General features: G+C 56.2%; 22 protein-coding genes. 6 read left to right on the forward strand and 16 right to left on the reverse strand.

The genetic code is table 11. The features are described 5' to 3' along the window. Nucleotides 1-12 precede the first annotated feature (12 nt). From yajC to queA, 3 genes are read right to left on the reverse strand one after another with little or no spacing between them, the layout of a single operon-like run. Complete coding sequence (gene yajC, locus OGV67_RS03270; RefSeq protein ID WP_012133573.1) at nt 13-345, reverse strand: preprotein translocase subunit YajC; 333 nt, start codon at nt 343-345, stop codon at nt 13-15. A gap of 22 nt (nt 346-367) precedes the next feature. Continuing rightward, nucleotides 368-1495 (reverse strand): tRNA guanosine(34) transglycosylase Tgt, encoded by a 1128-nt coding sequence (tgt, locus tag OGV67_RS03275; protein WP_012133574.1) that lies wholly within the window; start codon nt 1493-1495, stop codon nt 368-370. Between the two features lie 53 nt (nt 1496-1548). Further along, nucleotides 1549-2619: a tRNA preQ1(34) S-adenosylmethionine ribosyltransferase-isomerase QueA gene (queA, locus tag OGV67_RS03280; protein WP_012133575.1), complete on the reverse strand. Its 1071-nt coding sequence runs from the start codon at nt 2617-2619 to the stop codon at nt 1549-1551. A gap of 236 nt (nt 2620-2855) precedes the next feature. On the opposite strand from queA, the gene acpH reads away from it, so the two are divergent. Both acpH and OGV67_RS03290 read left to right on the forward strand, forming a co-directional pair. After that, nucleotides 2856-3437: an ACP phosphodiesterase gene (gene acpH, locus OGV67_RS03285; RefSeq protein WP_024130599.1), complete on the forward strand. Its 582-nt coding sequence runs from the start codon at nt 2856-2858 to the stop codon at nt 3435-3437. A gap of 149 nt (nt 3438-3586) precedes the next feature. Beyond that, the gene (locus OGV67_RS03290) at nt 3587-4189 is read left to right on the forward strand and encodes a peroxiredoxin (protein WP_012133577.1); all 603 of its coding nucleotides are present in this window, start codon (nt 3587-3589) and stop codon (nt 4187-4189) included. Between the two features lie 151 nt (nt 4190-4340). On the opposite strand, the gene OGV67_RS03295 is transcribed toward OGV67_RS03290, so the two are convergent. Further along, entirely contained in the window at nt 4341-5735 is a 1395-nt protein-coding gene (locus OGV67_RS03295; RefSeq protein WP_115615011.1) for a DUF3999 domain-containing protein, read from the reverse strand. Then, a complete protein-coding gene (locus OGV67_RS03300; RefSeq protein WP_115615012.1) occupies nt 5732-8362 on the reverse strand; it encodes a DUF2339 domain-containing protein in 2631 nt (876 codons plus the stop codon). The genes OGV67_RS03295 and OGV67_RS03300 overlap by 4 nt, the downstream gene beginning before the upstream one ends. Before the next feature lie 304 nt (nt 8363-8666). On the opposite strand from OGV67_RS03300, the gene OGV67_RS03305 reads away from it, so the two are divergent. Then, on the forward strand, nt 8667-9569 hold the full coding sequence (locus tag OGV67_RS03305; protein ID WP_024130600.1) for a LysR family transcriptional regulator: 903 nt from the start codon (nt 8667-8669) through the stop codon (nt 9567-9569). Here OGV67_RS03305 and malZ read toward each other — a convergent pair. The 5 genes from malZ to phoB form a co-directional block, all read right to left on the reverse strand. Further along, entirely contained in the window at nt 9563-11380 is a 1818-nt protein-coding gene (gene malZ, locus OGV67_RS03310) for a maltodextrin glucosidase (RefSeq protein ID WP_115615013.1), read from the reverse strand. The two genes, OGV67_RS03305 and malZ, sit on opposite strands and share 7 nt — an antisense overlap. 190 nt (nt 11381-11570) lie before the next feature. Then, nucleotides 11571-12944 (reverse strand): proline-specific permease ProY, encoded by a 1374-nt coding sequence (proY, locus tag OGV67_RS03315; RefSeq protein ID WP_071259923.1) that lies wholly within the window; start codon nt 12942-12944, stop codon nt 11571-11573. Nucleotides 12945-13020: 76 nt separating this feature from the next. Continuing rightward, a complete protein-coding gene (gene brnQ / locus OGV67_RS03320) occupies nt 13021-14340 on the reverse strand; it encodes a branched-chain amino acid transporter carrier protein BrnQ (RefSeq protein ID WP_012133587.1) in 1320 nt (439 codons plus the stop codon). Between the two features lie 408 nt (nt 14341-14748). Further along, the gene (gene phoR, locus OGV67_RS03325) at nt 14749-16044 is read right to left on the reverse strand and encodes a phosphate regulon sensor histidine kinase PhoR (RefSeq protein ID WP_012133590.1); all 1296 of its coding nucleotides are present in this window, start codon (nt 16042-16044) and stop codon (nt 14749-14751) included. A 67-nt stretch (nt 16045-16111) separates the two neighbouring features. After that, nucleotides 16112-16801: a phosphate response regulator transcription factor PhoB gene (gene phoB / locus OGV67_RS03330; RefSeq protein WP_012133591.1), complete on the reverse strand. Its 690-nt coding sequence runs from the start codon at nt 16799-16801 to the stop codon at nt 16112-16114. Between the two features lie 187 nt (nt 16802-16988). On the opposite strand from phoB, the gene sbcD reads away from it, so the two are divergent. Together sbcD and sbcC are read left to right on the forward strand one after the other, a co-directional pair. Beyond that, nucleotides 16989-18197, forward strand: coding sequence for an exonuclease subunit SbcD (sbcD, locus tag OGV67_RS03335; RefSeq protein WP_058669151.1), 1209 nt, complete (start codon nt 16989-16991; stop codon nt 18195-18197). Continuing rightward, complete coding sequence (gene sbcC, locus OGV67_RS03340; RefSeq protein WP_115615014.1) at nt 18194-21337, forward strand: exonuclease subunit SbcC; 3144 nt, start codon at nt 18194-18196, stop codon at nt 21335-21337. Before sbcD ends, sbcC begins: the two co-directional genes overlap by 4 nt. 105 nt (nt 21338-21442) lie before the next feature. On the opposite strand, the gene mak is transcribed toward sbcC, so the two are convergent. Continuing rightward, complete coding sequence (gene mak / locus OGV67_RS03345) at nt 21443-22351, reverse strand: fructokinase (protein ID WP_047458524.1); 909 nt, start codon at nt 22349-22351, stop codon at nt 21443-21445. 125 nt (nt 22352-22476) lie between these two features. Here mak and rdgC point away from each other — a divergent pair, with 125 nt between their 5' ends. Then, nucleotides 22477-23388: a recombination-associated protein RdgC gene (gene rdgC / locus OGV67_RS03350; protein WP_024130604.1), complete on the forward strand. Its 912-nt coding sequence runs from the start codon at nt 22477-22479 to the stop codon at nt 23386-23388. Between the two features lie 37 nt (nt 23389-23425). Here the strand turns inward: rdgC and ppnP are convergent, their stop codons facing one another. The 5 genes from ppnP to OGV67_RS03375 form a co-directional block, all read right to left on the reverse strand. Further along, nucleotides 23426-23710: a pyrimidine/purine nucleoside phosphorylase gene (gene ppnP, locus OGV67_RS03355; RefSeq protein ID WP_024130605.1), complete on the reverse strand. Its 285-nt coding sequence runs from the start codon at nt 23708-23710 to the stop codon at nt 23426-23428. A 70-nt stretch (nt 23711-23780) separates the two neighbouring features. Continuing rightward, a complete protein-coding gene (locus OGV67_RS03360) occupies nt 23781-24458 on the reverse strand; it encodes an AroM family protein (RefSeq protein ID WP_012133600.1) in 678 nt (225 codons plus the stop codon). Between the two features lie 261 nt (nt 24459-24719). Next, nucleotides 24720-24911 (reverse strand): protein YaiA, encoded by a 192-nt coding sequence (gene yaiA, locus OGV67_RS03365; RefSeq protein WP_012133601.1) that lies wholly within the window; start codon nt 24909-24911, stop codon nt 24720-24722. 26 nt (nt 24912-24937) lie between these two features. Next, nucleotides 24938-25483 (reverse strand): shikimate kinase AroL, encoded by a 546-nt coding sequence (gene aroL, locus OGV67_RS03370; protein WP_047458531.1) that lies wholly within the window; start codon nt 25481-25483, stop codon nt 24938-24940. A gap of 181 nt (nt 25484-25664) precedes the next feature. Next, nucleotides 25665-26123 carry a YaiI/YqxD family protein gene (locus OGV67_RS03375; protein ID WP_012133603.1) on the reverse strand — a complete coding sequence of 153 codons (459 nt, stop codon included), beginning with the start codon at nt 26121-26123 and terminating at the stop codon, nt 25665-25667. Nucleotides 26124-26198 lie beyond the last annotated feature (75 nt).

Here is a 26198-nt window from a genome sequence, read left to right on the forward strand (position 1 = left end):
GAAAACAATAGATTACAGCGCCTTCATAGTGCCTTTCGGCAGAACGGCAGCTACGAAGTCACGTTTGATAACCACTTCAGTGGTGTCATTCAGCGCGATAACGATGTAGCCGGATTCCGCTACTTTCGTTACACGACCCACCAGGCCACCGTTAGTCAGCACTTCATCGCCTTTTGCGATGGAGCTCATCAGGTTTTTGTGTTCTTTGGTGCGCTTCTGCTGTGGACGCAGGATCATGAAGTAGAAAATCAGACCAAACACCACCAGCATCAAAATCAGAGACATCGGGCTGCCCTGCGCCGGAGCACCTGTTGCCGCTACCGCATCAGAAATAAAAAAGCTCATTAAATTTCCCTCATTATTAAAATTAATCAACGTTCAAAGGTGGAACAGGTCGACCCTGACGTTGGTAAAAATCGGTCACGAAGCTCTCTAATTTACCCTCTTCAATAGCCTTGCGTAAACCCGCCATCAAACGCTGGTAGTAACGCAGGTTATGAATCGTGTTGAGTCGCGCGCCCAATATTTCGTTGCAACGGTCGAGATGATGCAAGTAGGCACGCGAATAATTGCGACAGGTGTAGCAATCACACTCGGCATCGAGCGGGCTGGTGTCGCTTTTATGCTTCGCATTACGAATTTTCACCACGCCGTCAGTCACGAACAGGTGACCATTACGGGCATTGCGTGTTGGCATAACACAGTCAAACATATCGATACCGCGACGCACGCCTTCCACCAGATCTTCCGGTTTGCCGACGCCCATCAGGTAACGAGGTTTGTCCGCCGGGATTTGCGGGCAGACATGCTCCAGAATGCGGTGCATGTCTTCCTTCGGCTCACCCACAGCCAGACCGCCGACAGCGTAGCCATCAAAGCCAATCTCTACCAGACCTTTGACGGAGATATCGCGTAAATCTTCGTAAACGCTGCCCTGAATGATGCCAAAAAGCGCATTTTTGTTGCCCAAACCATCAAAACGGTCGCGGCTACGCTTCGCCCAGCGTAAAGACATCTCCATAGAGCGTTTAGCATAGTCCCAGTCCGCCGGATACGGCGTACATTCGTCGAAAATCATGACGATATCGGAACCGAGATCGTACTGAATCTCCATAGATTTTTCAGGATCGAGGAAAATCGGATCGCCGTTGATCGGGTTGCGGAAATGCACGCCCTGCTCGGTGATCTTGCGAATATCGCCGAGGCTGAACACCTGGAAACCGCCGGAGTCCGTCAGGATCGGGCCTTTCCACTGCATGAAATCATGCAGATCGCCATGCAGTTTCATGATTTCCTGACCCGGGCGCAGCCACAGGTGGAAGGTGTTACCGAGAATAATTTGTGCGCCGGTGGCTTCAACTTCTTCCGGCGTCATACCTTTAACGGTGCCATACGTACCGACAGGCATAAAAGCAGGCGTTTCCACTACGCCACGATCAAACACCAGGCGGCCACGGCGAGCGCGTCCGTCGGTAGTATCCAGTTCGAATTTCATTTTCTCTCCATACGCCAGAAAAACAGTCTGACGTTTAAACCTGTGCCGCGAACCTACTTCCCGACACGCTCATTCAAAGCCTGCGGATTGTACGTGATAAACATCGCGTCCCCGTAGCTAAAAAAGCGATAATTTTGTTCTACCGCAGCCTTGTACGCATTCATCGTGTGCTGATAACCCGCAAAAGCGGACACCAGCATAATCAGCGTCGATTCCGGCAGGTGAAAATTGGTCACCAGCGCATCAATCACTTTGTATTGATAACCTGGGTAGATGAAGATTTGCGTATCGCCGAAGAACGGTTCGATCAGGTCGTTTTTCGCCGCCTGCGCCGCACTCTCCAGCGAGCGTACCGAGGTGGTGCCCACCGCGATGATCCGATTGCCCCGCGCTTTTGCCGCCAGCACCGCATCAACCACCTCCTGCGGGACTTCGGCGTACTCCGAGTGCATGATGTGATCTTCAATGGTCTCCACACGCACCGGCTGGAACGTCCCCGCGCCGACGTGCAGCGTCACAAACGCCATCTCAATGCCTTTTTCGCGCAGCGCGGCCAGCAGCGGATCGTCAAAGTGCAAACCTGCGGTTGGCGCGGCAACGGCCCCCGGTTTTTCACTGTAGACCGTCTGATACAACTCACGGTCGGCGTCTTCATCCGGGCGGTCGATGTACGGCGGCAGCGGCATATGGCCGATCGCGTTGAGAATCTCCAGAACCGGGCGCGCGTCGTTGAACTCAACTTCAAACAGCGCGCCATGACGCGCGGTCATGGTGGCGTTAATGCTTTCGTCATCGCCCAACAGCAGTTCCGCGCCCGGTTTCGGCGCTTTGGAAGCGCGAATATGCGCCAGAATGCGTTTGTCATCCAGCATCCGCTCAACCAGCACTTCAATCTTACCGCCGCTGGCTTTACGGCCAAACAGACGCGCCGGGATGACGCGGGTATTATTAAAGACCAGCAGATCGCCAGGGTTGAGCTTATCGAGCAGATCGGTGAAAGTACCGTGCGTCAGCGCGCCCGTCGGCCCGTCCAGTGACAGCAAGCGGCAACGACTGCGCTCAGGCTGCGGATAGTGGGCAATCAGGGATTCGGGTAATTCAAAGGAAAAATCGGTAACGCGCATGACACTGACTCAGACTAAAATAAGAGGCGGGTAGTCTAGTGCCGGGGCGCGCTCCCTGCAACCGTTACCCCTCAAGTTAAGAGATATAAGCTATAGACAAAATCATTCAGGATGTATCGAGGCGGCAACTGAATGAGTCTCCAGGCGCTTACTCAAGTAAGTCGCAGGGGTGAGGCCCGGGGATGGGCCGAGTAACTCGCAGCCAACAAAGAGGCAGTTTGAAGGATGAAGTGGATATGAATTTTCTTGCACACCTGCACTTAGCGCATCTCGCCGACAGCTCGCTTTCCGGCAATTTACTGGCCGATTTTGTTCGGGGAAACCCGGAGGCGAATTTTCCCCCTGACGTGGTGGAAGGGATTTATATGCATCGGCGGATTGACGTCATGACCGATAATCTGCCGGAAGTGCGTGAAGCGCGGGAATGGTTTCGCAGCGAAACCCGTCGTGTAGCCCCCATCACTCTGGATGTGATGTGGGACCACTTCCTGTCGCGCCACTGGTCGACAATATCTCCCGATTTCCCGTTGCAGGCATTCGTGGGCTACGCCCATGCGCAGGTCAGCACTATTTTGCCCGACTCGCCGCCGCGTTTTGTGAATCTGAACGATTATCTGTGGTCGGAAAAGTGGCTGGAGCGTTATCGCGATATGGATTTTATCCAGAATGTCCTCAACGGGATGGCGAATCGCCGCCCACGCCTCGATGCCCTGCGCGATTCCTGGTACGATCTGGATGCGCACTACGATGCGTTAGAAGCACGTTTCTGGCGCTTCTACCCGCGCATGATGGCGCAGGCGCGTCAGAAGTCGCTTTAGCTGCCTGATAAGTGTAACGCCATCAGGCAAAAAATTGATAGGTGAAACCTGTCTCATTGATTGTCAGCACCGCGTTGAGTTGCCCTCTTCCCCTCCCTATACTTGCCCGCGTTGCGTTCCAAACCCCTTAACTTTGCAGGAGTATTTATATGGTACTGGTTACTCGTCAGGCCCCGGACTTCACAGCAGCCGCCGTACTGGGTAGCGGTGAGATCGTTGAAAACTTCAACTTCAAACAGCACACCAACGGCAAAGCAACCGTTCTGTTCTTCTGGCCGATGGATTTCACCTTCGTTTGCCCGTCTGAACTGATTGCTTTCGACAAACGTTATGAAGAGTTCCAGGCGCGTGGCGTAGAAGTTGTCGGCGTTTCTTTTGACTCTGAATTCGTCCACAACGCATGGCGTAACACCCCTGTCGATAAAGGCGGCATCGGTGCAGTGAAATACGCAATGGTTGCTGACGTGAAGCGTGAAATCCAGAAAGCCTACGGTATCGAGCACCCGGAAGCGGGCGTTGCCCTGCGCGGTTCTTTCCTGATCGACGCCAACGGCGTGGTTCGTCACCAGGTGGTTAACGACCTGCCGCTGGGCCGTAACATCGACGAAATGCTGCGTATGGTTGACGCGTTGCAGTTCCACGAAGAGCACGGCGAAGTGTGCCCGGCACAGTGGGAAAAAGGCAAAGAAGGGATGAACGCCTCCCCAGACGGCGTGGCAAAATACCTGACTGAAAACGTCGCCAGCCTGTAATCGGCTCGAATTGAAAAAAGCTCGCTATGGCGAGCTTTTTTATTGCGCTTATCAGGCCTATGGATTTTTGTAGGCCGGATAAGGCGTTCCGCCACCATCCGGCGTAGTGCCCGGTGGCACGCCGTTTCCCGGGCCTACAAACATGTCGCGTTTACGCCGCGCCGTCCTTTTTCACCTCGCGCCAGATTCGCCACGCCATCACCAACAGTACCGCGACGCCTGCAATCAACGCCCCCCACACCAGTAACGTTTTCCAGCGGCTTTGCTGCTCCGCAGCCGACGTTGCCGTCAGCCGCGCCTCACCGCCCAGCGTTACGCGCTGCTGCGTCATCGCCCAGGGCAGGTCGTTAACATCCTGCGTTTTGCGCAGCGACGCCGGGATCAGCATATCCAGCTCAACATCGGCTTTTTCCGCCGCCCGGTTTCCCCAGGCCAGCATATACGGGCCTTTCCCCTGCGTATTGAACACCAGTTGATAACTGTCCCGCGCGCCGCTCAGCGCAGGCAGCGTCTCCGGCAATCGGGCGTTGATGGTGGTCATACGGATAGCTTCAACCTGTTGACCTGAAAGAAGAATATCCTCCGAACGCTTCCCGTCGAGGCGGTACAGGATCGTTTTCGTCAGCGGACGCCACGCCTCTTTTTCCCCGCCGCGCCATGCCAGCTCAACCGGTAAAACGCCCTCGTTTTCCAGCGCAATTCTGAGCGACGTCAGCGGCTGCGGCTGATTCCAGCGCCATACGGCTTCTGTTTCTGACACTTTCTTTGCGTGGGCCTCCAGCGCAATACGCTCCGATGCCGGTTCTCCGCTGTCCGCAATGGCGCTTACGCTATTTAAGGTCAGCGGCGGACTTTGCGAATCGAGAATCACCAGCAGGTAGCGACGGCCTTCCGCAGAGAGCGTCAGGCTGGCGCTGATGGTGTCCATTTTCAGCCGATCGTTATCGCGCGTCAGATCCATCAGCGGCGCGTCTTCTTGCACGAGTTGCCAGTAACGTAAATCACGGCTGGCATAAACGGACGCCTTCCCCTGCCAGTTGCCCGCAGGCGTGTTCCAGTTCAGGCGCAGTTGCGCCAGCGAAAAGACCGCCGTCATCTCTTCCGGCAGAGTCAGTAAATAGCTCTGCCCAATCGCGTTAACATCATCGCTTTCCAGATGAATTTCCACGCCGGTCTTTGAACGCAAGACAAAGGATTCGCTTCCACGGCGCTCCCCTTCCCGCGGTGATACTGGCGACATATCCAGAGGAAAAAGCCGCAGCGCCACCGTCTCTGGCGTGACAGACGGCGTTTTTTGCGCCGTCAGCGCAAAGGGCACCGTATCGCCCTGGCGGTTAAAAACCCGCACATCGCGTAAATCCGGCCAGGCGCTTTGTTGGTAAAGCGCCAGCGGCAGCGAAACGCGATACCACGGCGATGAACCCGTCGCTTCCAGCATCATGCCGGTGGCGTAATCCTGCGGCGTTTCCGGGGCTTCATCACGGCTGAACGCCGGCCACGCCGTACTCAGCAACGCGCTCCAGACTACCGCTTTCATCCATTTCATTTTTCTTCTCCTGCTTTGGGCGGTAACGGTGAGAAATACCCGACGATAAGTACCAGGATCGCCACGCCGATAAAAGCGATGGCACGCGCCAGCCCGCCGCCGCGCGCGCTATCCACCAGCATCAGCTTAACAATGACGGTCCCCAAAAGCACCGCGCCGCATAACCATTCCCGCCGCGAACGGCGACGGGTCGCGAGCAACATCATAATTAACGCCGTCAGCATCCAGAACAGGGCGAAGCAGGTCTGGATCAACCGCGAATGCCACAATGTCTCCATGCTCCACGCCACCTCGCCATACCACGCCAGCGCCCGCATCAGCCCTCCGTTCAACCACCAGAATGCGAGCGCCGCCAGCACCACAGGCGCCCATGCGCGATATTTCGCTAACGGCGACGGCAGAAAACGACGAGAGAAACGCGCAAGGAGGAACAATCCCAGCAAGGCGAAAGCGGCTCCCTCCTCAAGCGGGTTCACCACTGGCAGATAGCGCTGTTGGAAAACCACGCCATCCTGTAAATTCGCCAGCACCAGAAGCAACAGCAGGATCGCTGCCACGGGCGCCAGCGCCAGCGCGCCGTACAACGCAGGCCAGCATTTGAACGGCCACAAATCGCGGCGCAGCGCGGCGTGTACCAGCAGTATGACGATTCCGCCCGCCGCCATCATCAACCCGCTGCGCCAGGCGTCCATTCCCCACGGCAACGACTGCACAAACCAGAACAGCTCCATCCCGAGCGCTAAAAGCGCCATCCAGAACAAGGATAAATGCAGCGTCCGGGAGATGCGCGGCGGCAGATGCGCATCATCACGATAAAGCATGAGCACCGCACAAGGCAGCGCCACGCACCACGCCAGATTTTGCCAGCCTGCGGCGAAAATCTGGCGTTCTTCAATCTGGTACAGCAATGCCAGCAGCATCGCAGGCCACAGCAGCCAGGGGCTGTAACCTAACGCCCGCCAGGCGAGCCGCCCGCTCAGATAACGCCAGAGCCAGGCGGACGCGGCGAGTAGCGCCAGCACGCCAGACCATTCGGCAGCATAACGCGCCAGCGCCAGTTGCGAGGCGCCCGTCAGCGCGACGATCCAGAAGGCGATGCCGCCCGCCAGCAGCGCCCAACCGACCTCCTTCTTCTCGCTGCGCCACAGCCACGCGCCGCCCAGCCAGCACAAACTCAGCACGGCGAAGATCATCATCACCGTCAGCGGCGCGGCGTCATCGGCCAGCGCCCACAACGCGCTGCCCACAGCCAGTAGCATGAGCGCAGTGCCGCTATAGCTCATCCGCCGCTGCTGTTGCTGCATACCCAGCCACAATACGCCAAGCCCCTCCAGAGCCCAGGCCATTGCCGTCCAGCGCGCCGAAAGCGCCAGCGGGATGGCGAGGGTAGTAAACGCGCCGCCCAACGCGAGCGCCGCCAGCACCAGCGGCCTTCCCATCGACGGGTAGCGGCGCAGCGCCAGCCACGCCAGCGCCATATAGAACGCGCCGTAGCCCAGCGCACTGAGCGCCGGACCATAATCCATATGTTGGGTAATGGCGTACTGCATGCCAAACCCAACCAGCGGCGGCGCAAACAACAGCACACCATCAACAATATGTTTGCCTTTTTCCTGCGCCCGCAGCGACAGCGCCACGCTCAGCACGCCGAAAATAATGATATTGGCAATCAGGAAAAGCTGGCAGTTGAGCCAGTATTCAGGCTGGTAGTCGCTGACGCCCCACAGACCGCCGACCCCGAAAGTGAATAATAACCCCAGCAGATTAAGCTCACGCCAGTGCTGCCAGACGCTTATGGCAAGAATGCCTGCCGACAGCAGGAGATAGAACGAGAACAGCGCCACATAGTTCCCGCTGCCCGTCGACAGCAGCAGCGGCGCAAGATAACCGCCCAGGCTGGCCAGCATCGCCAGGCTAAGCGCTTTTTGCAAAATAGCCAGCCCTACGCTTGCGGCGCAAATCAGCACCAACAGCGCAAACGCCAGCGTCATCGGCAGCATTTGCCACAGCCGAAATGCGCCAAAGACGGTCAGATAGAGCGCGCCTGTCGCGCCGCCTTGCAGGATCAACGCATAGACCGGCTGTTTGCGTCGCAAACGCCAGCCTGTCGCGAGCAGCACTACGGCACACAGCGCCGCAGTGACAAGACGCAGTTCAAGCGGAAACAGCGCGTGTTCAACCGTATAACGCAACAGGAAGGATAAACCGAAAAAGAGGAGCAGAATGCCCAGCTTCGCCAGCGGATTTCCCTGCATAAACCAGCGCGCCAGCGAGGTGAAAACGCCGCCGAACGCGGAAGGTTTCGCCGTTTTCGCAGGCGCCGGGAGCGGTTTTGCGAGGGTTTCCTGCGCAGCCCAGGGATTTTCCGGCTCAGATATGGCCGCTTCGATGGCATCAGGCGGCGATGGCGCGACACGCTCTTTCGCAGATAGCGAAGGTTCCGCCGTCACCTGTACCGCAGGCGCTTCTTCCGCACGCTGCTGTTCAAGTTGCTCAACCCGTCGGCGCAACACCGCCAGCTCAAAGCGAACCGCCGCGCTGCGGTTGAGCGCGACAATCGCGAGAATGGGAACCACCACCAGCGCGAAGAATAAAACAATGCAGCCAAGGATTAAAAGCTCATCCATGTTTCCACCTTCACTGTACAAGGACAGACCAGAATGACATAGATTATTACATTTTTGCCATCCCTGAAGGTGAAAATGCCGGATCGCAGCGTAAACCAGAACGCGGCTTCGGGGCGAATAGAGCCGACCATTTTGAATGCATTATTGAGGAAATGAACCATGCTAATAACGTGGTTATTTCATCTTATTTTGCATAACAGACACCCTCAAAAAAATGCCATGCTTTGGTCTAAATTATTCACTGGCATTGTTTTTCGACAGTCTGTACAACGTACTTATTTCATTTTCAGGATATTTTCAGATCATGCGAATCAATCTGGACGTTCTGCTCATTCTTGATGCTATCGACAAACACGGCTCGTTTGCCGCTGCGGCCGGGTCGCTGTTTAAAACCCCCGCGGCGCTTAGCTATATGATTCAGAAACTGGAAAACGATCTCGATATTGAGCTTCTCGATCGCTCCGGCCACCGGGCGAAATTTACCGATACCGGACGGATGATGCTGGAAAAAGGGCGTCTGCTGCTCAACGCCGCAAAAGACCTGGAGAAACAAGCCGTGCAGTTAAGCTCTGGCTGGGAAAAAGAGCTGGCGATAGCGCTGGATGATTCCTTCCCTTTCGAGACGCTGCTGCCCGTTATTGATGCGTTTTATGCGCTGAATAAGCAAACACGCCTCAATTTTACACACCATACGCTGGCGGGATCGTGGGAAGAGCTGACGCACAACGGCGCGGACATCATTCTCGGCGCAATTAACGAGCCTCCGACCTCCGCCGCCTGGTCATATAAAATGCTCGGCACCCTGGACAACGTATTTGTGGTCGCGCCTTCGCACCCGCTGGCCGCCGCCACGGACGGTCTGACCAATGAGCAACTCTGTCTGCATCGGGCGGTGGTGATCAGCGACAGCGCCCGCTTCTGCCATCCCCTGCAATCCAATTTAATGGATGAGCAGCCGCAAATTCGCGTGGATGACTTCGACAGCAAAGTGACGCTGCTGCGCGCCGGTTTAGGGTGCGGATTCCTCCCCCGCCATATTGTCAGACCGTGGCTTGCCACCGGCGAGCTGGTGGAAAAATCCGTCATCTCTTTTCGGCAGAAAGATGTCGCCTATATGGCATGGCGCAACCACAGCGACGGTCTGGCGCAGCGCTGGTGGCGAGAAGCCCTGCTCGCCAGCCCGGAAGTCGCGCAGCTCTATCAGTGATTCACCCAGACCGTAGCGGAAATGGCGGGCAGGCTGAGAACGCCCTCAGCCAGTTGGCCTTTCCCCTCTTTGCCTCGCCATTCGCTGACGTTAAGCAACGGTGAGGCAGGCAATACGACCTCACAGGCCTCGCCCCGGTTGATCGCCACCAGTACGCGCTGCTGGTGATAGACTCGCACAAAAACCACCACATCTTCTTCGGCATAAATCACCTGGCAACCGCCGTGACGTAGCGCCTGCGTGCGCTGGCGAAGTTTCCCCAGACGCTGGTACAGCGCCAACAGCGTGGCATCCTGTTTTTCAACCTGCCACGGGAACGGCTTACGACAGAACGGATCGTTATTGCCGTCCAGCCCCACTTCATCGCCGTAATAGATGCAGGGAACGCCAGGCCAGGTAAACAGCCAGACAACCGCCAGCGGCAAACGCGCCACGTCTTTGCCCAGCAGCGATTTGAAACGGGCGGTATCGTGGCTGTCCAGTTGGTTAAACATCCGTAACTGCTGCTGATGCGACAGGCCAGCACGGTAGTTATCCATCCAGGCGATGCAGGTTTGCGCGTCAATGTGCTGCGGATCGTAAGAGATATCGGTATTGGCGAGAAATCCCCACAGCGGGAAAGTAAAGCCGCGATAGTTCATGGCGGCGTCTTCCGCATCCGCCTGGAGCCATTGCCGCGCATCGCCAAAATGCTCGCCAACGATATAGGCGTCAGGCTGCGTCTCTTTTGCCGCCTGCGTAATGCCGGCAACGTGTTGCAGGTTATTGCGCGCGCCTCCGGCCTCGCCCAGCATATGCACCACATCAAGCCGCCAGCCGTCCATATGCCACGGTGCTTTCAGCCAGTGACGCACAATGCTGTCTTCACCGCGGTAGATTTCATTGACCAGGCTTTCCGACTGGAAATCCAGCTTGGGCAGACTCGGATACCCCAGCCAGTCCAGCGCCACGCCCTCCGGGGAGAAAGAGTACCAGTCACGCCAGGGCGAATCCGGGTTGTGGCATGCGCCGCCGCTTCCCCGATTGTGCCTGTCAAACCAGGTGTGCGAGTCGCCGCTATGGTTAAAGACGCCGTCCAGCACCAGGCGCATTCCCTGCTGCTGCGTATGCTGCCGCAGGCGCAACAGCGCCCGATCGCCGCCAAACTGCGGATCAACGTGACGATAATCTTCCGTATCGTATTTATGGACGCTTGGCGCGCTAAAGACCGGGTTCAGGTACAGCGCCGTCACCCCCAGTTTTTTCAGGTACGGCAGTTTCTCGCTGATCCCGTCCAGATCGCCGCCGTAGAACGTCGATCCCCCGGCCTGCGCAGTCACCGGATCGTCCCAGTCGTGCAAGACGATATCCTGACCGGCGGCATGATGGTAATAGACATTATCCTGTTCCGCTTCGCGCGGCTGGCTGCGGGCAAAGCGATCCGGGAAGATTTGATAGAAAATCTGATCGGCGACCCATTGCGGGCCATTGTCCGGCACATCGACGGCAAACTGCTCCAGCCGCGCGGGCGGGAAACGGCTAAATCCCTGCGGCGTGAACCACAGCTGGCGATCGTGCCAGAGCAGCTTAAAGCTGTAGCGACGGCGCGGCTGTCCGCTGGCGAGATCGATCGCCGCCCGCCACGCCGTGACGCCCGGTTGCGGTTGACTGCGCAGCCGATGCATCGCCAGCGAGATTTCTTCATTATCGTTCTCAGCGCGTAGCGTCACACGCTGGGGTGGGTTTTCCCCGCTCAGCCATAACGTAATGGTCAGTTGTTCTTTGTTTTGCTTAACAAATGGGGCAACCGGAAGGTGCCAGGCGTTCAACATCACGTATCCCCTTTGATGAAAATGAAGCCACCTTGCCATAGCGACATCAAGGATAACTCATCATCTTAATGTTTATTGGGGGAGGAGTCCGGGGGAGGATATTGTTTGATACTGCCGGGCGGCGACTTCGCCTGACCCGGCCTACGGTTGCCTGTAGGCCGGATAAGCGTTAGCGCCATCCGGCGGGGAATCACCCCACTTCAGCCAGTTGGCGGTCGCGGCGGCGTTTAAACATCCAGCCGACCAGCAGCAGTGCGATCCAGGCGAAACCGACGTACAGCGAAATACGGGTATCTGGATGGTAGCCGATAAGCGCGATAATAAAGACCAGGAAGATCAGGCCCGTAACGGTTGTCGCCACGCCGCCCGGCACTTTAAATTTCAGCGCCTTCACCTCATCCGGCGGCAGACGGCGGCGGAACGCAATCTGCGACAGCAGGATCATAATCCATACCCATACCGTGGCGAAGGTCGCCAGCGAAGCAATCACCAGGAAGACGTTTTCCGGCATGATGTAGTTCAGGTAAACCGCGAACAGCAGCGCAATGGTCATCACCATAACCGTCACCCACGGAATACCGCGACGCGACGTTTTAGCGAACACTTTCGGCGCACTGCCCTGCTCCGCCATACCGTGCAGCATACGCCCCACGCCGAACACGTCGGAGTTAATCGCCGACAGCGAAGCGGTCAGCACCACAAAGTTCAGGATGCTGGCGGCAAACGTAATGCCAAGATGCTGGAAGGTCAGGACGAACGGGCTGCCGCTGGTGCCAACCTGGTTCCACGGGTAGATAGACATGATGACGAACAGCGTACCCACGTAGAACACCAGAATACGCATCGGCACGGAATTGATGGCGCGCGGAATAGATTTCTCCGGGTCTTTCGCTTCTCCGGCGGTGATGCCGATAATTTCAATCCCGCCGTAAGCGAACATCACCATTTGCAGCGACATCACCATCCCCAGCCAGCCGTTACTGAAGAACCCGCCGTTGCTCCACAGGTTGTGGACCCCGGTCGGCTGCCCGCCGTTGCCAATCCCCCAGATAATGATGCCGAAGCCGGCGACAATCATGATGATGATAGTGGCGACTTTAAAGAACGAGAACCAGAATTCCAGTTCGCCGAATACCTTCACGCTCATCAGGTTGATGGCGCAGATAAGTAGCACCACGCTCAGCACCCAGATCCAGTGCGGCACCGTAGGGAACCAGACTCCCATATAGATACCGAAGGCGGTCACGTCGGCAATGGCGACAATCAGAATTTCAAAACAGTAAGTCCAGCCGGTAATGTAACCGGCGAGCGGGCCGAGGTTTTCCTGCGCATAGCGCGAGAACGAGCTGGCGGCGGGGTTATGCACGGACATTTCGCCCAGCGCGCGCATAATAATGTACGCCGCGACCCCGCCGATAATGTAGGCCAGCAACACGCTTGGCCCGGCCATTTTGATGGCGTCTGCCGAGCCATAAAATAATCCGGTGCCAATTGCCGATCCCAATGCCATAAAGCGAATGTGCCGGGTGCTCAGCCCACGCTTTAGCTTGTTATTGCTTTCCATCAATTCCGAACCCATCAAAATAATAAAAAAACCACGGGGCCTGTAGCCCCGTGGTTAAAACATACTGTCAGTGATCTTAGTGAGCGCTGGAGGTCACTTGTCGACCTGCGGCGCGATCCCAGATAATTGCCAGAACAACCATCACCACTGTTGGCATCAACCACGCCAGCCCCTGTTCCGCCAGCGGTAAACGCTGGGTCCAGGCCGGTAAGATGTCACCAATCGCAGAGGCTTTAATCCCGTCAAGGATACCAAAAACCAGGCTGATAAACATCGCCGGAGCAATGACGCGGGAAGAATTATGCCACCATGAGCGGGTAAAGCTTAATACAACCAGTGCGATACACGGCGGATAGATGGCTGTCAGCACCGGAATAGAAATCTGAATCAGATGGCTCAGACCCAGATTCGATACCACCATTGAGAAGCCGCCCAGAATAAACACCAGCGTGCGATAAGAGAGTGGGACGTACTGCGCAAAGAACTCCGCACATGCGCAGGTCAGGCCAACCGCCGTCACCAGACAGGCGATGAAAATCAGCGCCGCCAGCAGCAGGCTACCCGCGCCGCCGAAGGTATGCTGAACGTAAGCGTGCAGGATTGCCGCGCCGTTAGCAGATTGATCGACCAGCGTCGCGCTATCCGATCCCAGACGGAACAGCGCAAGATACAGCAACGTCAAACCCACACCCGCCATCAGGCCCGCCCAGACGGTATAACGGGTCAGCAGACGCGCTTCTTTAACGCCGCGCGAGCGCGCCGCATTGACGATAACGATACCAAACACCATTGCGCCCAGCGTATCCATCGTCAGATAGCCATTCACAAAGCCATTAGAGAACGCCGCGTTCTGGTAGGCGTCCATCGCGTCGCTAATCGGGCCGGCAGGCCAGATGATTGCCGCAACGGAGAGAATAATCAGCGCGATGATTTTCAGCGGCGCCAGGAAGTTACCCACCGTGTCCAGCAGCTTGCCCGGATAGAGCGATACCAGAATCACAATGGCGAAATACACCAGGCTGTAGATAAACAGCGGCAGTGCGGAATCGCCGGTCAGCGGCGCAATCCCGACTTCAAAGGAGACGGTCGCCGTACGCGGCGTTGCGAATAACGGCCCCACCGCCAGATAACAGACGGTCGCCAGCAGAACGCCAGCCACTTTACCAATCGGGGTGCTCAGGCTATCAACGCCACCGCCGACTTTCGCCAGCGCCACAACGGTAAGTACCGGAAGACCAACGGCAGTAATCAGAAAGCCGAACGCCGCAGTCCAGACGTGTTCGCCTGCCTGCAAACCGACCATCGGCGGAAAGATAATATTGCCTGCGCCAACGAACAGCGCAAATGTCATAAAGCCCAGAGCGATAATATCGCGCGATTTTAACTGATGGGTCATAAAGTTTTACTGCCTGTGGATGTGGTGTTGAAAACGTTAAATTTTCTGCCCTTCCCTGCGGGACGATACAGCGGCATTTTTAAGCAATTCCAGCGGGATATGCTCCTGGGCTGGCGCGGCGAAGAATAGTTTTTCGATTTACCGCGTAAATGCAGTCGGTATGACAGCATCTGGAGCGCAATTTAAACGCTTATAACGTTTTAAAGCAAGGTGAGATCCAAAAACCAGAAGAATATAGCGATATGAAATTAGCAACCAGTACAAAACGCTATCTATAAGAAAAAGTCATGGCTAATCATGCGAACAAAAAAGCATCAGACGTTGAAAAATTCAGCGGAGTCTTCTTTACTGCAAAGAAAATAAGCCAGCATCCGCTGGCTTATGGAAAGCTAACCTTACGAACCACAATTAAGCGCAATTTTTGGCAATTAATCGTTCCGGCAGCACAAAGCTGAAGCGCGTCCCTTTACCCGGCGAACTGTCGATAATCAATCGACTCTCGTGATGATTCAGCGCATGTTTCACAATCGCCAGACCTAATCCGCTTCCCCCGGTTTGCCGCGACCGCGCTTTGTCCACACGGTAGAAACGCTCCGTCAGACGCGGAATATGCTCAGGCGCAATCCCCGGCCCGTTATCTTCCACGCTGAACTCCGCACCGTGGGTTACATGCTGCCAGCGCACGGTAATATGCGTTCCCGCAGGCGTGTGATTCACCGCGTTATAGACCAGGTTCGAAATCGCGCTGCGCAACTGTTCTTCGTTGCCCAATACGCTCAGCCGGGCATCCACTTCAAACGTAAAGGTGTGTTTCTGCTGGCTGAGCGCTTGCGCCTCACGCTCAACAACGCGCAGCATCATCGGCACATCCACCCTTTCGTTCAACAACAGCGCGGGCGCCGCCTCAATTTTCGACAGCGTCAGCAGTTGTTTCACCAGTCCTTCCATCCGGTGCGTTTGCTCACGCATCGTATGCAGCGCCTTCTCCCGCGTCGCGCCTTCCAGAGGCTGCTCCTGCATCATCTCCAGATAGCCCTGCAAGACGGTGAGCGGCGTGCGTAGTTCATGGCTGACGTTTGCGAAGAAATTGCGCCGCGCGCCTTCAAGCTGGTGCATCTGCGTCACGTCGCGCGCGACCATCAACAGTTGCTGATCGGTATAGGGCATCACGCGGATCTCCAGATGCCGTCCGGTGTTGAGCACCAGGTTGAGCGGCCGGATAAAATCGCGTGTTTTGAGATACTGCGTAAATTCCGGGTAGCGCAGCAGGTTCAGAATGTTTTGCCCGTTGTCGTCCGGCCAGCGCAGCCCAAGCACCTGTTGTGCCAGTCCGTTACACCAGAAAATCCCGCCGTCTTCGGTTGTCAGCACCACCGCGTCGGGGAGGGATTCCGCCCCGCTGCGAAAGCGCTTAATCAGGTTTCCCAGTTCGCGACGCCGCTTTTTATTACGCAACTGCATCTGGTGCAGACCGTACAGCAGCGGCTCCCAGCTCCCGCGTCCCGGCGGCGGCGTCATACTCATATCGACCCACAGCCACCAGGAGAGGCGCAATAAATTCCAGAAATGCCAGATCAGCAATCCCGTTACCGACGCCAGTAAAAACCAGGGCAGATAACCAAAAAAAGCACTGAGGATAAAAGCGGGGATGCAGCAGAGGATCAGCTCCAGCACCAGCCTTTTCCATGACAGCCGTTCCAGCACGCGTCACACTCCCTTCAGAATAGTAAACCCGCCCGCCACACCGAGATGCCGGTCTGGCGGCAAGGTATTAAAAACGGGTCGAAAAGCGATACCCGGTTCCGCGTACCGTTTGCACCATACGATCGTGACCGCTGTGCTCCAGCGCTTTACGCAAACGACGAATATGTACATCGACCGTACGGTCTTCAACATACACATTCGTTCCCCAGACATGGTTGAGGAGCTGCTCGCGACTGTAGACGCGCTCAGGGTGCGTCATAAAGAAGTGTAACAATTTAAATTCGGTCGGCCCCATATCGAGCGGATTTTCCCCGGTCATCACGCGGTGCGAGGTTGGATCGAGACTAAGCCCCTGCATCTCAATCACCTCTTCTACCGCCATCGGCGAAATGCGGCGCATCACAGCTTTGATACGCGCCACCAGCTCTTTAGGGGAAAACGGCTTGGTGACATAGTCATCCGCCCCGGTTTCCAGCCCGCGCACGCGGTCTTCCTCTTCGCCTCTTGCCGTCAGCATAACCACAGGGATATCCCGGGTCATCGCTTCACGCTTGAGGTGTTTAATAAACTGAAGGCCCGACCCGCCGGGCAACATCCAGTCAAGGAGGATTAAATCCGGCCAGGGTTCATTCAGTTGGTTCACAGCACTGTCATAATCTTCGGCTTCTACTGGCTGAAAGCCATTTTGCTCGAGCACGAAGCAGACCATTTCACGAATTGGAGCTTCATCTTCTACGACCAGAATACGTCTCGCCATGATTTGCCCTGTTTAAATAAGTCGTTGTCATCAATGCGGCGCCATTATGCGTCAGATTTATGACAGATTTATGAAAAAGATAGTCGACATTCGGCTCAGGTTATTGATTTATGACAGTCACGAAACAAGATATTACCGTTCCCGACGGGTTATAATCCTGCCCACGCTTTTTCGTCATGGAACCGTTATGCGCATCCTTCACACCTCTGACTGGCATCTGGGACAAAACTTCTACAGCAAAAGCCGCGCCGCCGAGCACCAGGCGTTTCTCGACTGGCTGCTGGAAACCGCGCAATCTCACCAGGTGGATGCGATTATTGTCGCGGGTGACATTTTTGATACAGGATCGCCGCCAAGCTATGCCCGCGAGTTGTATAACCGGTTTGTTGTCAATTTACAGCAAACCGGCTGTCATCTGGTGGTGCTGGCCGGAAACCATGACTCCGTCGCCACGCTCAACGAATCCCGCGATATTCTGGCGTTTCTCAACACCACCGTGGTCGCCAGCGCAGGCCACGCGCCGCAGTACCTTTACCGTCGCGACGGCACGCCGGGCGCCGTGCTTTGCCCGATTCCGTTTTTACGCCCGCGCGACATCATCACCAGCCAGGCGGGGCTTTCGGGCAATGAAAAACAGCAGCATCTGCTCGGGGCGATCACGGATTATTACCAACAACAGTATCAGGAAGCCTGTAAGCTGCGCGGCGACGGCGATCAAACTCTGCCGGTTATCGCCACCGGGCACCTGACCACCGTTGGCGCCAGTAAAAGTGACGCGGTACGTGACATCTATATTGGCACGCTGGATGCTTTCCCGGCGCAAAACTTCCCTCCTGCCGATTATATCGCGCTGGGACACATTCACCGGGCGCAGATCATTGGCGGCACGGAACACATCCGCTACTGCGGCTCTCCGATCGCGCTGAGCTTTGATGAGTGCGGCAAAAGCAAATGCGTCCATCTGGTCAGTTTTGCAAACGGCAAATTACATCAAGTAGAGAACCTCACCGTTCCCGTCACTCAACCGCTGGCGGTGCTGAAAGGCGATCTGGCCTCCATCACCGAACAACTTGAGCAATGGCGCGATGCTCACCAGGAGCCTCCCGTCTGGCTGGATATTGAAATCACCACTGACGAATACCTTCACGATATGCAGCGCAAAATTCAGGCATTAACGGAGTCGCTGCCCGTTGAGGTTTTACTGGTGCGCCGCAGTCGGGAAAATCGCGAACGCATTATGGCTAACGAACGACGTGAAACCCTGAGCGAACTGCGCGTGGAAGACGTTTTTACCCGCCGTCTGGCGCTGGAAGAGCTGGATGAACCCCAGCGTGAACGTCTGACGCAGCTTTTTACCACCACCCTACATTCGCTGGCCGGGGAGCATGACGCATGAAGATTCTCAGTCTGCGCTTGAAAAACCTCAACTCCCTGAAGGGAGAATGGAAAGTCGATTTCACGGCAGAACCTTTTGCCAGCAACGGGCTGTTTGCCATCACCGGGCCGACCGGCGCGGGGAAAACCACGCTGCTCGACGCCATCTGTCTTGCGCTCTATCACGAGACGCCGCGCCTGAGCACCGTTTCGCAATCGCAAAACGATCTGATGACCCGCGATACGGCCGAATGCCTCGCCGAAGTGGAGTTCGAGGTTAAAGGCGAGTCTTACCGCGCTTTCTGGAGCCAGAACCGCGCCCGCAATCAGCCGGACGGAAACCTGCAAGTGCCGCGTGTGGAGCTGGCGCGCTGCGCCGACGGAAAAATCCTCGCCGATAAGGTCAAAGATAAGCTGGAGATGACGGCATCGCTCACCGGGCTGGATTACGGACGCTTTACCCGCTCCATGCTGCTGTCGCAGGGGCAGTTCGCTGCGTTTCTCAATGCGAAGCCGAAAGAGCGCGCCGAGCTTCTGGAAGAGCTGACCGGAACCGAAATCTACGGGCAGATCTCCGCGCTGGTGTTTGAAAAGCACAAGACCGCCCGCACCGACCTGGAAAAGCTTCAGGCGCAGGCCAGCGGCGTCTCGCTGTTAGCGCCGGAGCAGCAGCATTCCCTCAATGAAAGTTTGCAGGCGCTCACTGACGAAGAAAAACAGCTGCTCGCCCGCCAGCAGCTTCACCAGCAACATCTGCACTGGCTGACCCGTCAGAATGAGTTGCAGGCTGAAATGAATCGCCGCCAGCAGGCGCTGCGGGTCGCCCAGGAAGAACAGGAAAACGCGCAGCCGCAGCTGGCCGCGCTGAAGCTGGCGCATCCTGCCCGGCAGTTACGCCCACACTGGGAACGCATTGAGGAACAAACCGCTGCCGCCGGGCGCACACGCCAGCAAATTCAGGAAGTAAATACTCGCTTACAAAGCGTATTACACCTGCGCAGCCGCATTCGACACAGCGCTCAACAACAATCCGCCGAACTGCGCGCCACCATGCAGACGCTGACCGGGTGGCTCACCGAACATGAACGCTTCCGCTTGTGGAGCAGTGAACTGGCAGGCTGGCGTGCGCTGTTTGCTCAACAGTCCAGCGATAAAGCGCAGTTGCTTAAATGGCAGCAGCAGTGTGCAAGCGATATCCGCAAGCGTGACGCGCTTCCACCGAATCCTCTGACGCTTACGCCAGAAGAGGCTACGGCAGCGCTGGCGCAGCATACGCAGCAGCAGCCGCTGCGTCAGCGTCTCGCCAGCCTGCATGGGCAGATAGCGCCTAAGCAAAAACGACGGGAACAACTGCAAACTGCGATCCAGAATAGTCAGCAGGAGTTGGCCCGACGCAATGCGGCACTGGAGGATAAGCGACAGAAATATAAAGAAAAAAATCAGCAGTTCATGGATGTGAAAACGATTTGCGAGCAGGAGGCGCGCATCAAAGATCTGGAAAGCCAGCGAGCGCTGCTGCAATCCGGCCAGCCATGCCCGCTCTGCGGATCGACCTCGCATCCGGCGATTGCATCCTATCAGGCACTCGAACCCGGCGTGAATCAGGCGCGGCGCGATGCACTGGAAAAAGAGGTCAAGACGCTGGCGGAAGAAGGCGCCGCCTTACGCGGGCAACTGGAAACATTAACGCAGCAGCTACACCGCGACGAAAGCGAAGCGCAGGCACTGGTAAAAGAGGAGCAAGCGCTCACTCAAGAATGGCAGACGCTGTGTGACGCGCTGAAAGTTACGCTGCACCCTCAGGACGATATTTCACCGTGGCTGACCGCCCGGCAGGACTATGAACAACAGCTGTATCAGCTCAGCCAGCGCCATATGTTGCAGGCGCAGATCGCCGCCCATACCGGGCAGGTTACGCAATTTCAGCAGCAAATCGACCAGCGTCAAACTACGCTGCTGTCTGAACTGCGCCGCTACGGGTTATCCCTGCCCGCCGACGGAGAAGAAGCGTCGTGGTTAAACGCCCGCGCGGATGATGCGCAAACATGGCAACAGCGCCAGACGGAACTGGGTGAGCTACAAACGCGCATCGCGCAGTTGACTCCCCTGCTGGAGACACTACCGGAAACAGATATTCTCCCGGAGAGCGATGAGCGCGTGGCGCTGGATAACTGGCGGCAGGTACATGATGATTGCGTTTCGCTACAGAGCCAGTGGCAGACCTTGCAGCAGCAGGAAGCGCAGGAAATGCAGCGGGTAGCACAGGCGCAGGCGCACTTTGAGGCCGCGCTCAAGGCCAGCGTATTTGACGATCGCGCCGCCTTCCTTGCCGCGCTACTGGATGATGAGGCCATCGCCCGCCTCGAACAACATCGCCAGGCGCTGGAAAACCAGTTACAGCAGGCGCAGGCCTTAGCCGCTCAGGCGAACCAGGCGCTGGCAGAACATCAACAACATCCGCCCGAGGGGCTGGATCTCACGCTCACACCTGAACACATTCAGCAGGCCGTGACGCAATTAACCGGACAACTGCGGGACAATACGACGCGTCAGGGGGAGATCCGCCAGCAACTCAAACAGGATGCGGATAACCGCCAACAGCAGCAGTCTCTGATGCTGGAGATTGAAAACGCCTCGCAGCAGGTGGAGGACTGGGGTTATCTGAACGCGTTAATCGGCTCTAAAGAGGGCGATAAATTCCGCAAATTTGCTCAGGGACTGACGCTGGATAACCTGGTCTGGCTGGCGAACAATCAGCTGACTCGCCTGCATGGTCGTTACCTGCTCCAGCGCAAGGCCAGCGAAGCGCTGGAACTGGAGGTTGTCGATACCTGGCAAGCGGATGCCGTTCGCGATACCCGCACGCTGTCGGGCGGCGAAAGTTTCCTGGTCAGTCTGGCGCTGGCGCTGGCGTTGTCCGATCTGGTCAGCCACAAAACGCGCATCGACTCCCTGTTCCTTGATGAAGGGTTCGGCACGCTGGACAGCGAAACGCTGGATACCGCGCTGGATGCCCTGGACGCGCTGAATGCCACCGGTAAGACGATTGGCGTAATAAGCCATGTGGAAGCGATGAAAGAACGCATTCCTGTGCAAATTAAGGTGAAGAAAATCAACGGGCTGGGTTACAGCAAACTGGATAAGATGTTTGCTGTGGAATAACGGTTGTTCTGCCGGATGGCGGCGTCACCGCCTTATCCGGCCTACAGGGAGCACGTTGTAGGCCCGGTAAGCGTAGCGCCACCGGGCATATCCGGCAAAAAACGATTACTCCTGCGGCCACAACCATGCCGCGCCGCGAACGCCGCTGGAATCGCCATGTAACGCCTTACGAACCGGCGTTTCGCATTCGCCGCCAAAAACAAACGGTTTAATCAACGATGGCACGGTGTTGTACAACCGGTCGACATTGCTCATCCCGCCGCCTAACACGATAACGTCCGGGTCGAGGATGTTGACCACATGGGCTAACGATTTCGCCAGGCGCAGTTCATAACGGCTAAGCGCCCGTTCCGCCAGCGCGTCCTGCTCGTTAACCAGACGGATAATGTCATTCCCTTTCAGCGGATGACCACTCAGACGATGGTAATCCGTGGCAAACCCGGTTCCTGAGATAAAGGTTTCAATGCAGCCTTGTTTGCCACAATAGCAGGGCACTTCTTCACGGTAGCGCAGTTCATCTTCATCCATCCACGGCAAGGGATTGTGCCCCCACTCGCCTGCCGTACCGTTGCCGCCGGTATGCGCCCGACCGTTCAGCGCCACGCCAGCCCCGCACCCGGTACCGATGATCACCGCAAAAACGGTCTGCGCTCCGGCCGCCGCGCCATCCACCGCTTCGGACACCGCCAGGCAGTTGGCGTCGTTCGCCAGGCGCACTTCCCGCTGCAAACGCGCACTCAAATCTTTATCGAACGGCTGACCGTTAAGCCAGGTTGAGTTAGCGTTCTTTACCACGCCGGTATAGGGCGAGATCGAACCTGGAATACCCATCCCTACCGTACCCGTCTGGCCCGTCGCCTTTTCCGCCATCTCGACCAGCGAAGCGATGGTCTCTATCGTTTGTCGATAATCATCCCGCGGCGTAGGCAGACGATGGCGAAACAGCTGTTCCCCCGCATCGCCGAGCGCAATCACTTCCGTTTTCGTGCCGCCTAAATCGATACCTATACGCACACATCGCTCCTCATTTTTAGGGAATATCAACAGAGTAGAGGCGGGTGTTCTGGTTGGCAATGCAAGCCCGCCGACAATTCGTTATTATACCCGCTGGATTTAACGACAAGGCCGTGGAAATTATCATGCTGTGGTTCAAAAATTTAATGGTTTACCGTCTTAGCCGCGATATTTCGTTGCGCGCCGAGGAGATGGAAAAACAGCTAGCCTCGATGACGTTTACCCCTTGCGGCAGCCAGGATATGGCAAAAATGGGCTGGGTTCCGCCAATGGGCTCGCACAGCGATGCGTTAACGCATACTGCCAATGGCCAAATTATTATCTGCGCGCGCAAAGAAGAGAAGATTCTGCCGTCGCCGGTGATCAAGCAAGCGCTGGAAGCGAAAATCGCCAAACTGGAGGCTGACCAGGGGCGCAAGCTGAAAAAAACGGAAAAAGACTCGCTGAAAGATGAAGTGCTGCACTCACTGCTGCCGCGCGCCTTTAGCCGTTTTAGTCAGACAATGATGTGGATCGACACCGTTAACGGTCTGATCATGGTCGATTGCGCAAGCGCTAAAAAAGCGGAAGATACGCTGGCGTTGCTGCGTAAAAGCCTCGGCTCGCTGCCGGTGGTTCCGCTGGCGCTGGAAAATCCTATCGAGCTGACGCTCACCGAATGGGTGCGTTCCGGTACGGTGGCGCAGGGATTCCAGTTGCTGGACGAAGCAGAGCTGAAAGCAATGCTGGAAGACGGCGGCGTGATCCGCGCGAAGAAACAGGATCTGGTCAGCGACGAGATCGCCGTGCACATTGAAGCGGGTAAAGTGGTCACGAAACTGGCGCTCGACTGGCAGCAGCGCATTCAGTTCTTGATCTGCGATGACGGTTCGATCAAACGCCTGAAGTTCAGCGATGAACTGCGCGATCAAAACGAAGATATCGATCGCGAAGACTACGCTCAGCGTTTTGATGCCGATTTCATTCTGATGACGGGTGAGCTGGCGGCGTTAATTCAAAGCCTGGTTGAAGGTCTGGGCGGCGAAGCGCAACGCTAAGTGAATATTCCCTCTCCGCCGGGAGAGGGAAGCGCCATTATAAATAGCGGCAAAGATAGGACGTCGGTTCAGCCACCTGCAAATGGAACTCACTTTGGCCAGGGACGTTAAACACCTCGCCCGCCGCGTAGACTTTCCACTCGGTTTCCCCCGGAAGCAGTACGTTCAACGCGCCACTGACCACCGTCATCTCCTCCGGCGCGGCAGTGCTAAAGGCATATTCGCCTTCCGCCATCACGCCGACACTGGCGCGACCAGTACTGCTGCTGGTAAAGCCGATCGATTTCACTTTGCCGGAAAAGTATTCGTTACTTTGTAGCATAAACTGGCCCTTTCTCATGGTTACGTTAAGCACCAATATAGGGTCGCGACCTTCTGCCTGTCACGCAAAATTAACCGAGTAATTCCGAAGCCAGCCGTGCAATCAATACATTAGAGAGCAAGACCGGAACATCCAGCGCTCTTTGCAATAAATCACGATGACGCTGATTAAATCCAATGGAATCCAGCATGATCACATCCGCGCCCTGTTCCAGCAAATCTTTACCGGCATCAATCAGTTGTTGTTCCGATCCCTGCACGGGATTCGCCAAAGAAAAGACCGGAGGACGTTGTAAGACCTGCCATTTTCTCGCCTGCACATCCAGTAACTCTTCAACCGGCACAATCACGCCCACCTGGTGGCCATCAACAATCGACGCCACTAACGGCGGGATAATACGCAACGGCTCCAGCAGGATCGTGTTACGCGCGGTCATACTGTTAATCGCGGCGGTATTCATCAATAAAATGACATCGTAGCCCTGGTTATCCAGCACTTCGATAATACTTTGCAGGTCGCGCTCCACTTTCTGGCGCGAAACATGGACGATTTGGTTATCGCTGAGCAACGTTAATAGCGGATCGTCTCCGGCCTCGACGGCGTACTCCGCCAACACCTCTTCACGGCTGATCTCACCCAACAGACTATGATGGGTAATATGTTGCTCATCGATATACTCCGTCAGAAGCGGCAGCACTTCGCTCATTGGCACAACGCCGATCGTGAGGATAGCCAACGACGCACTCATTTTCTGTTCCACCTTCTTTTTACTTCGTCGTTAATTCCCGGGTAAATGCCTGAACACTTACCTGCCCTGCGCTACAAATGCAGAAAAGCGTAGCAGGAGATCGGCAATGCATTATGTAAAGATTCCAAATCACTCCAGTAGTATATTGTTATCGTTTAATTTTCAGTTTTAGCAGAATGCGGCAATGAGTGAAAAGTGTGATGCAAGTACGTTGTGACGTGACTCAGGCGCCTTGCCGGGCGTTCCACACGTCAGGATTTATCAGCTTTTATCGGGATCTTCATAGCGCGTTTTGGCATCCATCGCTTCCTGCGCGGAAGGATGCTCGCTGATCAGTGCGTTAGGTTCGGGATAGTCGGCGCGGAGCTGATACCAGGTCACCGTCTGACCTGGCGTTCCTTTCTCAACGGTGACGATATACGCTTCCCGGGGATAAGGCGGTTTTGTTGGCATAGTTCTTCCTTTTTACTGGATGAACTTTAATTATAGACGCCGCCCTGCAATCGTTGCGCCGCCTGCGACAACGCCGCAAGAATTTCAGAAACAACCTGGTCAGGGGCATGGCTCGCATCGATGATGTAATGCGCGGCTTCACGATACAGCGCGTCGCGCTGCTCAAGCACTTCCTGCACCTCTTCACTTAAGGGCTTGCCGGTTAGCGTCGGGCGCAGTCCCTCTTCTGGCGCGGCCTCCAGCCGGTTCACCAGCGTGGACACTGGCGCGCTTAAATAAATCACAATGCCATTTTCGCGCATATAGCGACGATTGTATTCGGTGAGGATGATCCCTCCCCCCGTCGCAACCACCGTTGACGGCGCGGTAACCGCCTTCAGCGCTGCTGTTTCTCTGGCGCGAAAGCTGTCCCACCCTTCCCGGTCAACAATTTCCGCAACCGTCATCTGGACGTGCGATTGCAACCACCGATCGGTATCGACAAACTGGAAATCCACTGCCTGCGCAAGCGCCATACCGGTTGTTGTTTTACCACAGCCGCGAGGGCCAACAAGAAAGAGAGGTTGCGTCATAGCGGGCTTTCCCCAGAGAGCCGCAAAGGTGCGGGATCTGATGTCATCAAAGTAATAATCATACCACCAAACTAGTACATCGTTAAATGTAAATAAATCATTCCACAAAAACCGTGAAAGTTTGTACGCGCTTACTATAACAAGAAATCATCAGCAGCAAAGTGTAAAAATAACATTACATTTAGCGCGTTCTGCGCTGGACTTCCAGCCACCACTTATCCAGCTCGGCGGCGAAATGCTGGCGATCGCGCGGAGAAAGGCTGTCCGGCCCGCCCGTCTGAATCCCGCTGGCGCGCAGGGTATCCATAAAGTCACGCATTGTCAGGCGTTCGCGGATCGTTGACTCCGTATAGCGTTCGCCGCGTGGATTCAGCGCCGCCGCCCCTTTTTCCAGCACTTCAGAGGCCAGCGGGATATCCGCCGTAATGACCAAATCTCCGGCTTCGCACTGACGCACAATCTCGTTGTCAGCGACATCAAATCCGGCGGGTACGCGCAGTGTACGGATAAAACGCGAAGGCGGTACGCGTAAATTCTGGTTCGCCACCAGAATAAGCGGCATCTGCATACGTTCAGACGCACGGTACAGAATCTCTTTAATCACATTTGGACACGCATCCGCATCCACCCATATTGTCATAACCGCTCCAGGCTCATGTGCAATCGTCTATTGTCTCGTGCTTTTGTCTTCCGTCAAAGTGCTGTTTCTCCTTCA

The sequence above is a fragment of the Citrobacter sp. CK188 genome (assembly GCF_030333525.1).
GTDB lineage: Bacteria > Pseudomonadota > Gammaproteobacteria > Enterobacterales > Enterobacteriaceae > Citrobacter_B > Citrobacter_B koseri.

Excerpts from the sequence above, each read along its gene's own strand:
- yajC (WP_012133573.1), bottom strand. The coding sequence starts at position 345 with ATGAGCTTTTTTATTTCTGATGCGGTAGCGGCAACAGGTGCTCCGGCG.
- tgt (WP_012133574.1), bottom strand. The coding sequence starts at position 1,495 with ATGAAATTCGAACTGGATACTACCGACGGACGCGCTCGCCGTGGCCGC.
- queA (WP_012133575.1), bottom strand. The coding sequence starts at position 2,619 with ATGCGCGTTACCGATTTTTCCTTTGAATTACCCGAATCCCTGATTGCC.
- acpH (WP_024130599.1), top strand. The coding sequence starts at position 2,856 with ATGAATTTTCTTGCACACCTGCACTTAGCGCATCTCGCCGACAGCTCG.
- OGV67_RS03290 (WP_012133577.1), top strand. The coding sequence starts at position 3,587 with ATGGTACTGGTTACTCGTCAGGCCCCGGACTTCACAGCAGCCGCCGTA.
- OGV67_RS03295 (WP_115615011.1), bottom strand. The coding sequence starts at position 5,735 with ATGAAATGGATGAAAGCGGTAGTCTGGAGCGCGTTGCTGAGTACGGCG.
- OGV67_RS03300 (WP_115615012.1), bottom strand. The coding sequence starts at position 8,362 with ATGGATGAGCTTTTAATCCTTGGCTGCATTGTTTTATTCTTCGCGCTG.
- OGV67_RS03305 (WP_024130600.1), top strand. The coding sequence starts at position 8,667 with ATGCGAATCAATCTGGACGTTCTGCTCATTCTTGATGCTATCGACAAA.
- malZ (WP_115615013.1), bottom strand. The coding sequence starts at position 11,380 with ATGTTGAACGCCTGGCACCTTCCGGTTGCCCCATTTGTTAAGCAAAAC.
- proY (WP_071259923.1), bottom strand. The coding sequence starts at position 12,944 with ATGGAAAGCAATAACAAGCTAAAGCGTGGGCTGAGCACCCGGCACATT.
- brnQ (WP_012133587.1), bottom strand. The coding sequence starts at position 14,340 with ATGACCCATCAGTTAAAATCGCGCGATATTATCGCTCTGGGCTTTATG.
- phoB (WP_012133591.1), bottom strand. The coding sequence starts at position 16,801 with ATGGCGAGACGTATTCTGGTCGTAGAAGATGAAGCTCCAATTCGTGAA.
- sbcD (WP_058669151.1), top strand. The coding sequence starts at position 16,989 with ATGCGCATCCTTCACACCTCTGACTGGCATCTGGGACAAAACTTCTAC.
- sbcC (WP_115615014.1), top strand. The coding sequence starts at position 18,194 with ATGAAGATTCTCAGTCTGCGCTTGAAAAACCTCAACTCCCTGAAGGGA.
- rdgC (WP_024130604.1), top strand. The coding sequence starts at position 22,477 with ATGCTGTGGTTCAAAAATTTAATGGTTTACCGTCTTAGCCGCGATATT.
- ppnP (WP_024130605.1), bottom strand. The coding sequence starts at position 23,710 with ATGCTACAAAGTAACGAATACTTTTCCGGCAAAGTGAAATCGATCGGC.
- OGV67_RS03360 (WP_012133600.1), bottom strand. The coding sequence starts at position 24,458 with ATGAGTGCGTCGTTGGCTATCCTCACGATCGGCGTTGTGCCAATGAGC.
- yaiA (WP_012133601.1), bottom strand. The coding sequence starts at position 24,911 with ATGCCAACAAAACCGCCTTATCCCCGGGAAGCGTATATCGTCACCGTT.
- aroL (WP_047458531.1), bottom strand. The coding sequence starts at position 25,483 with ATGACGCAACCTCTCTTTCTTGTTGGCCCTCGCGGCTGTGGTAAAACA.
- OGV67_RS03375 (WP_012133603.1), bottom strand. The coding sequence starts at position 26,123 with ATGACAATATGGGTGGATGCGGATGCGTGTCCAAATGTGATTAAAGAG.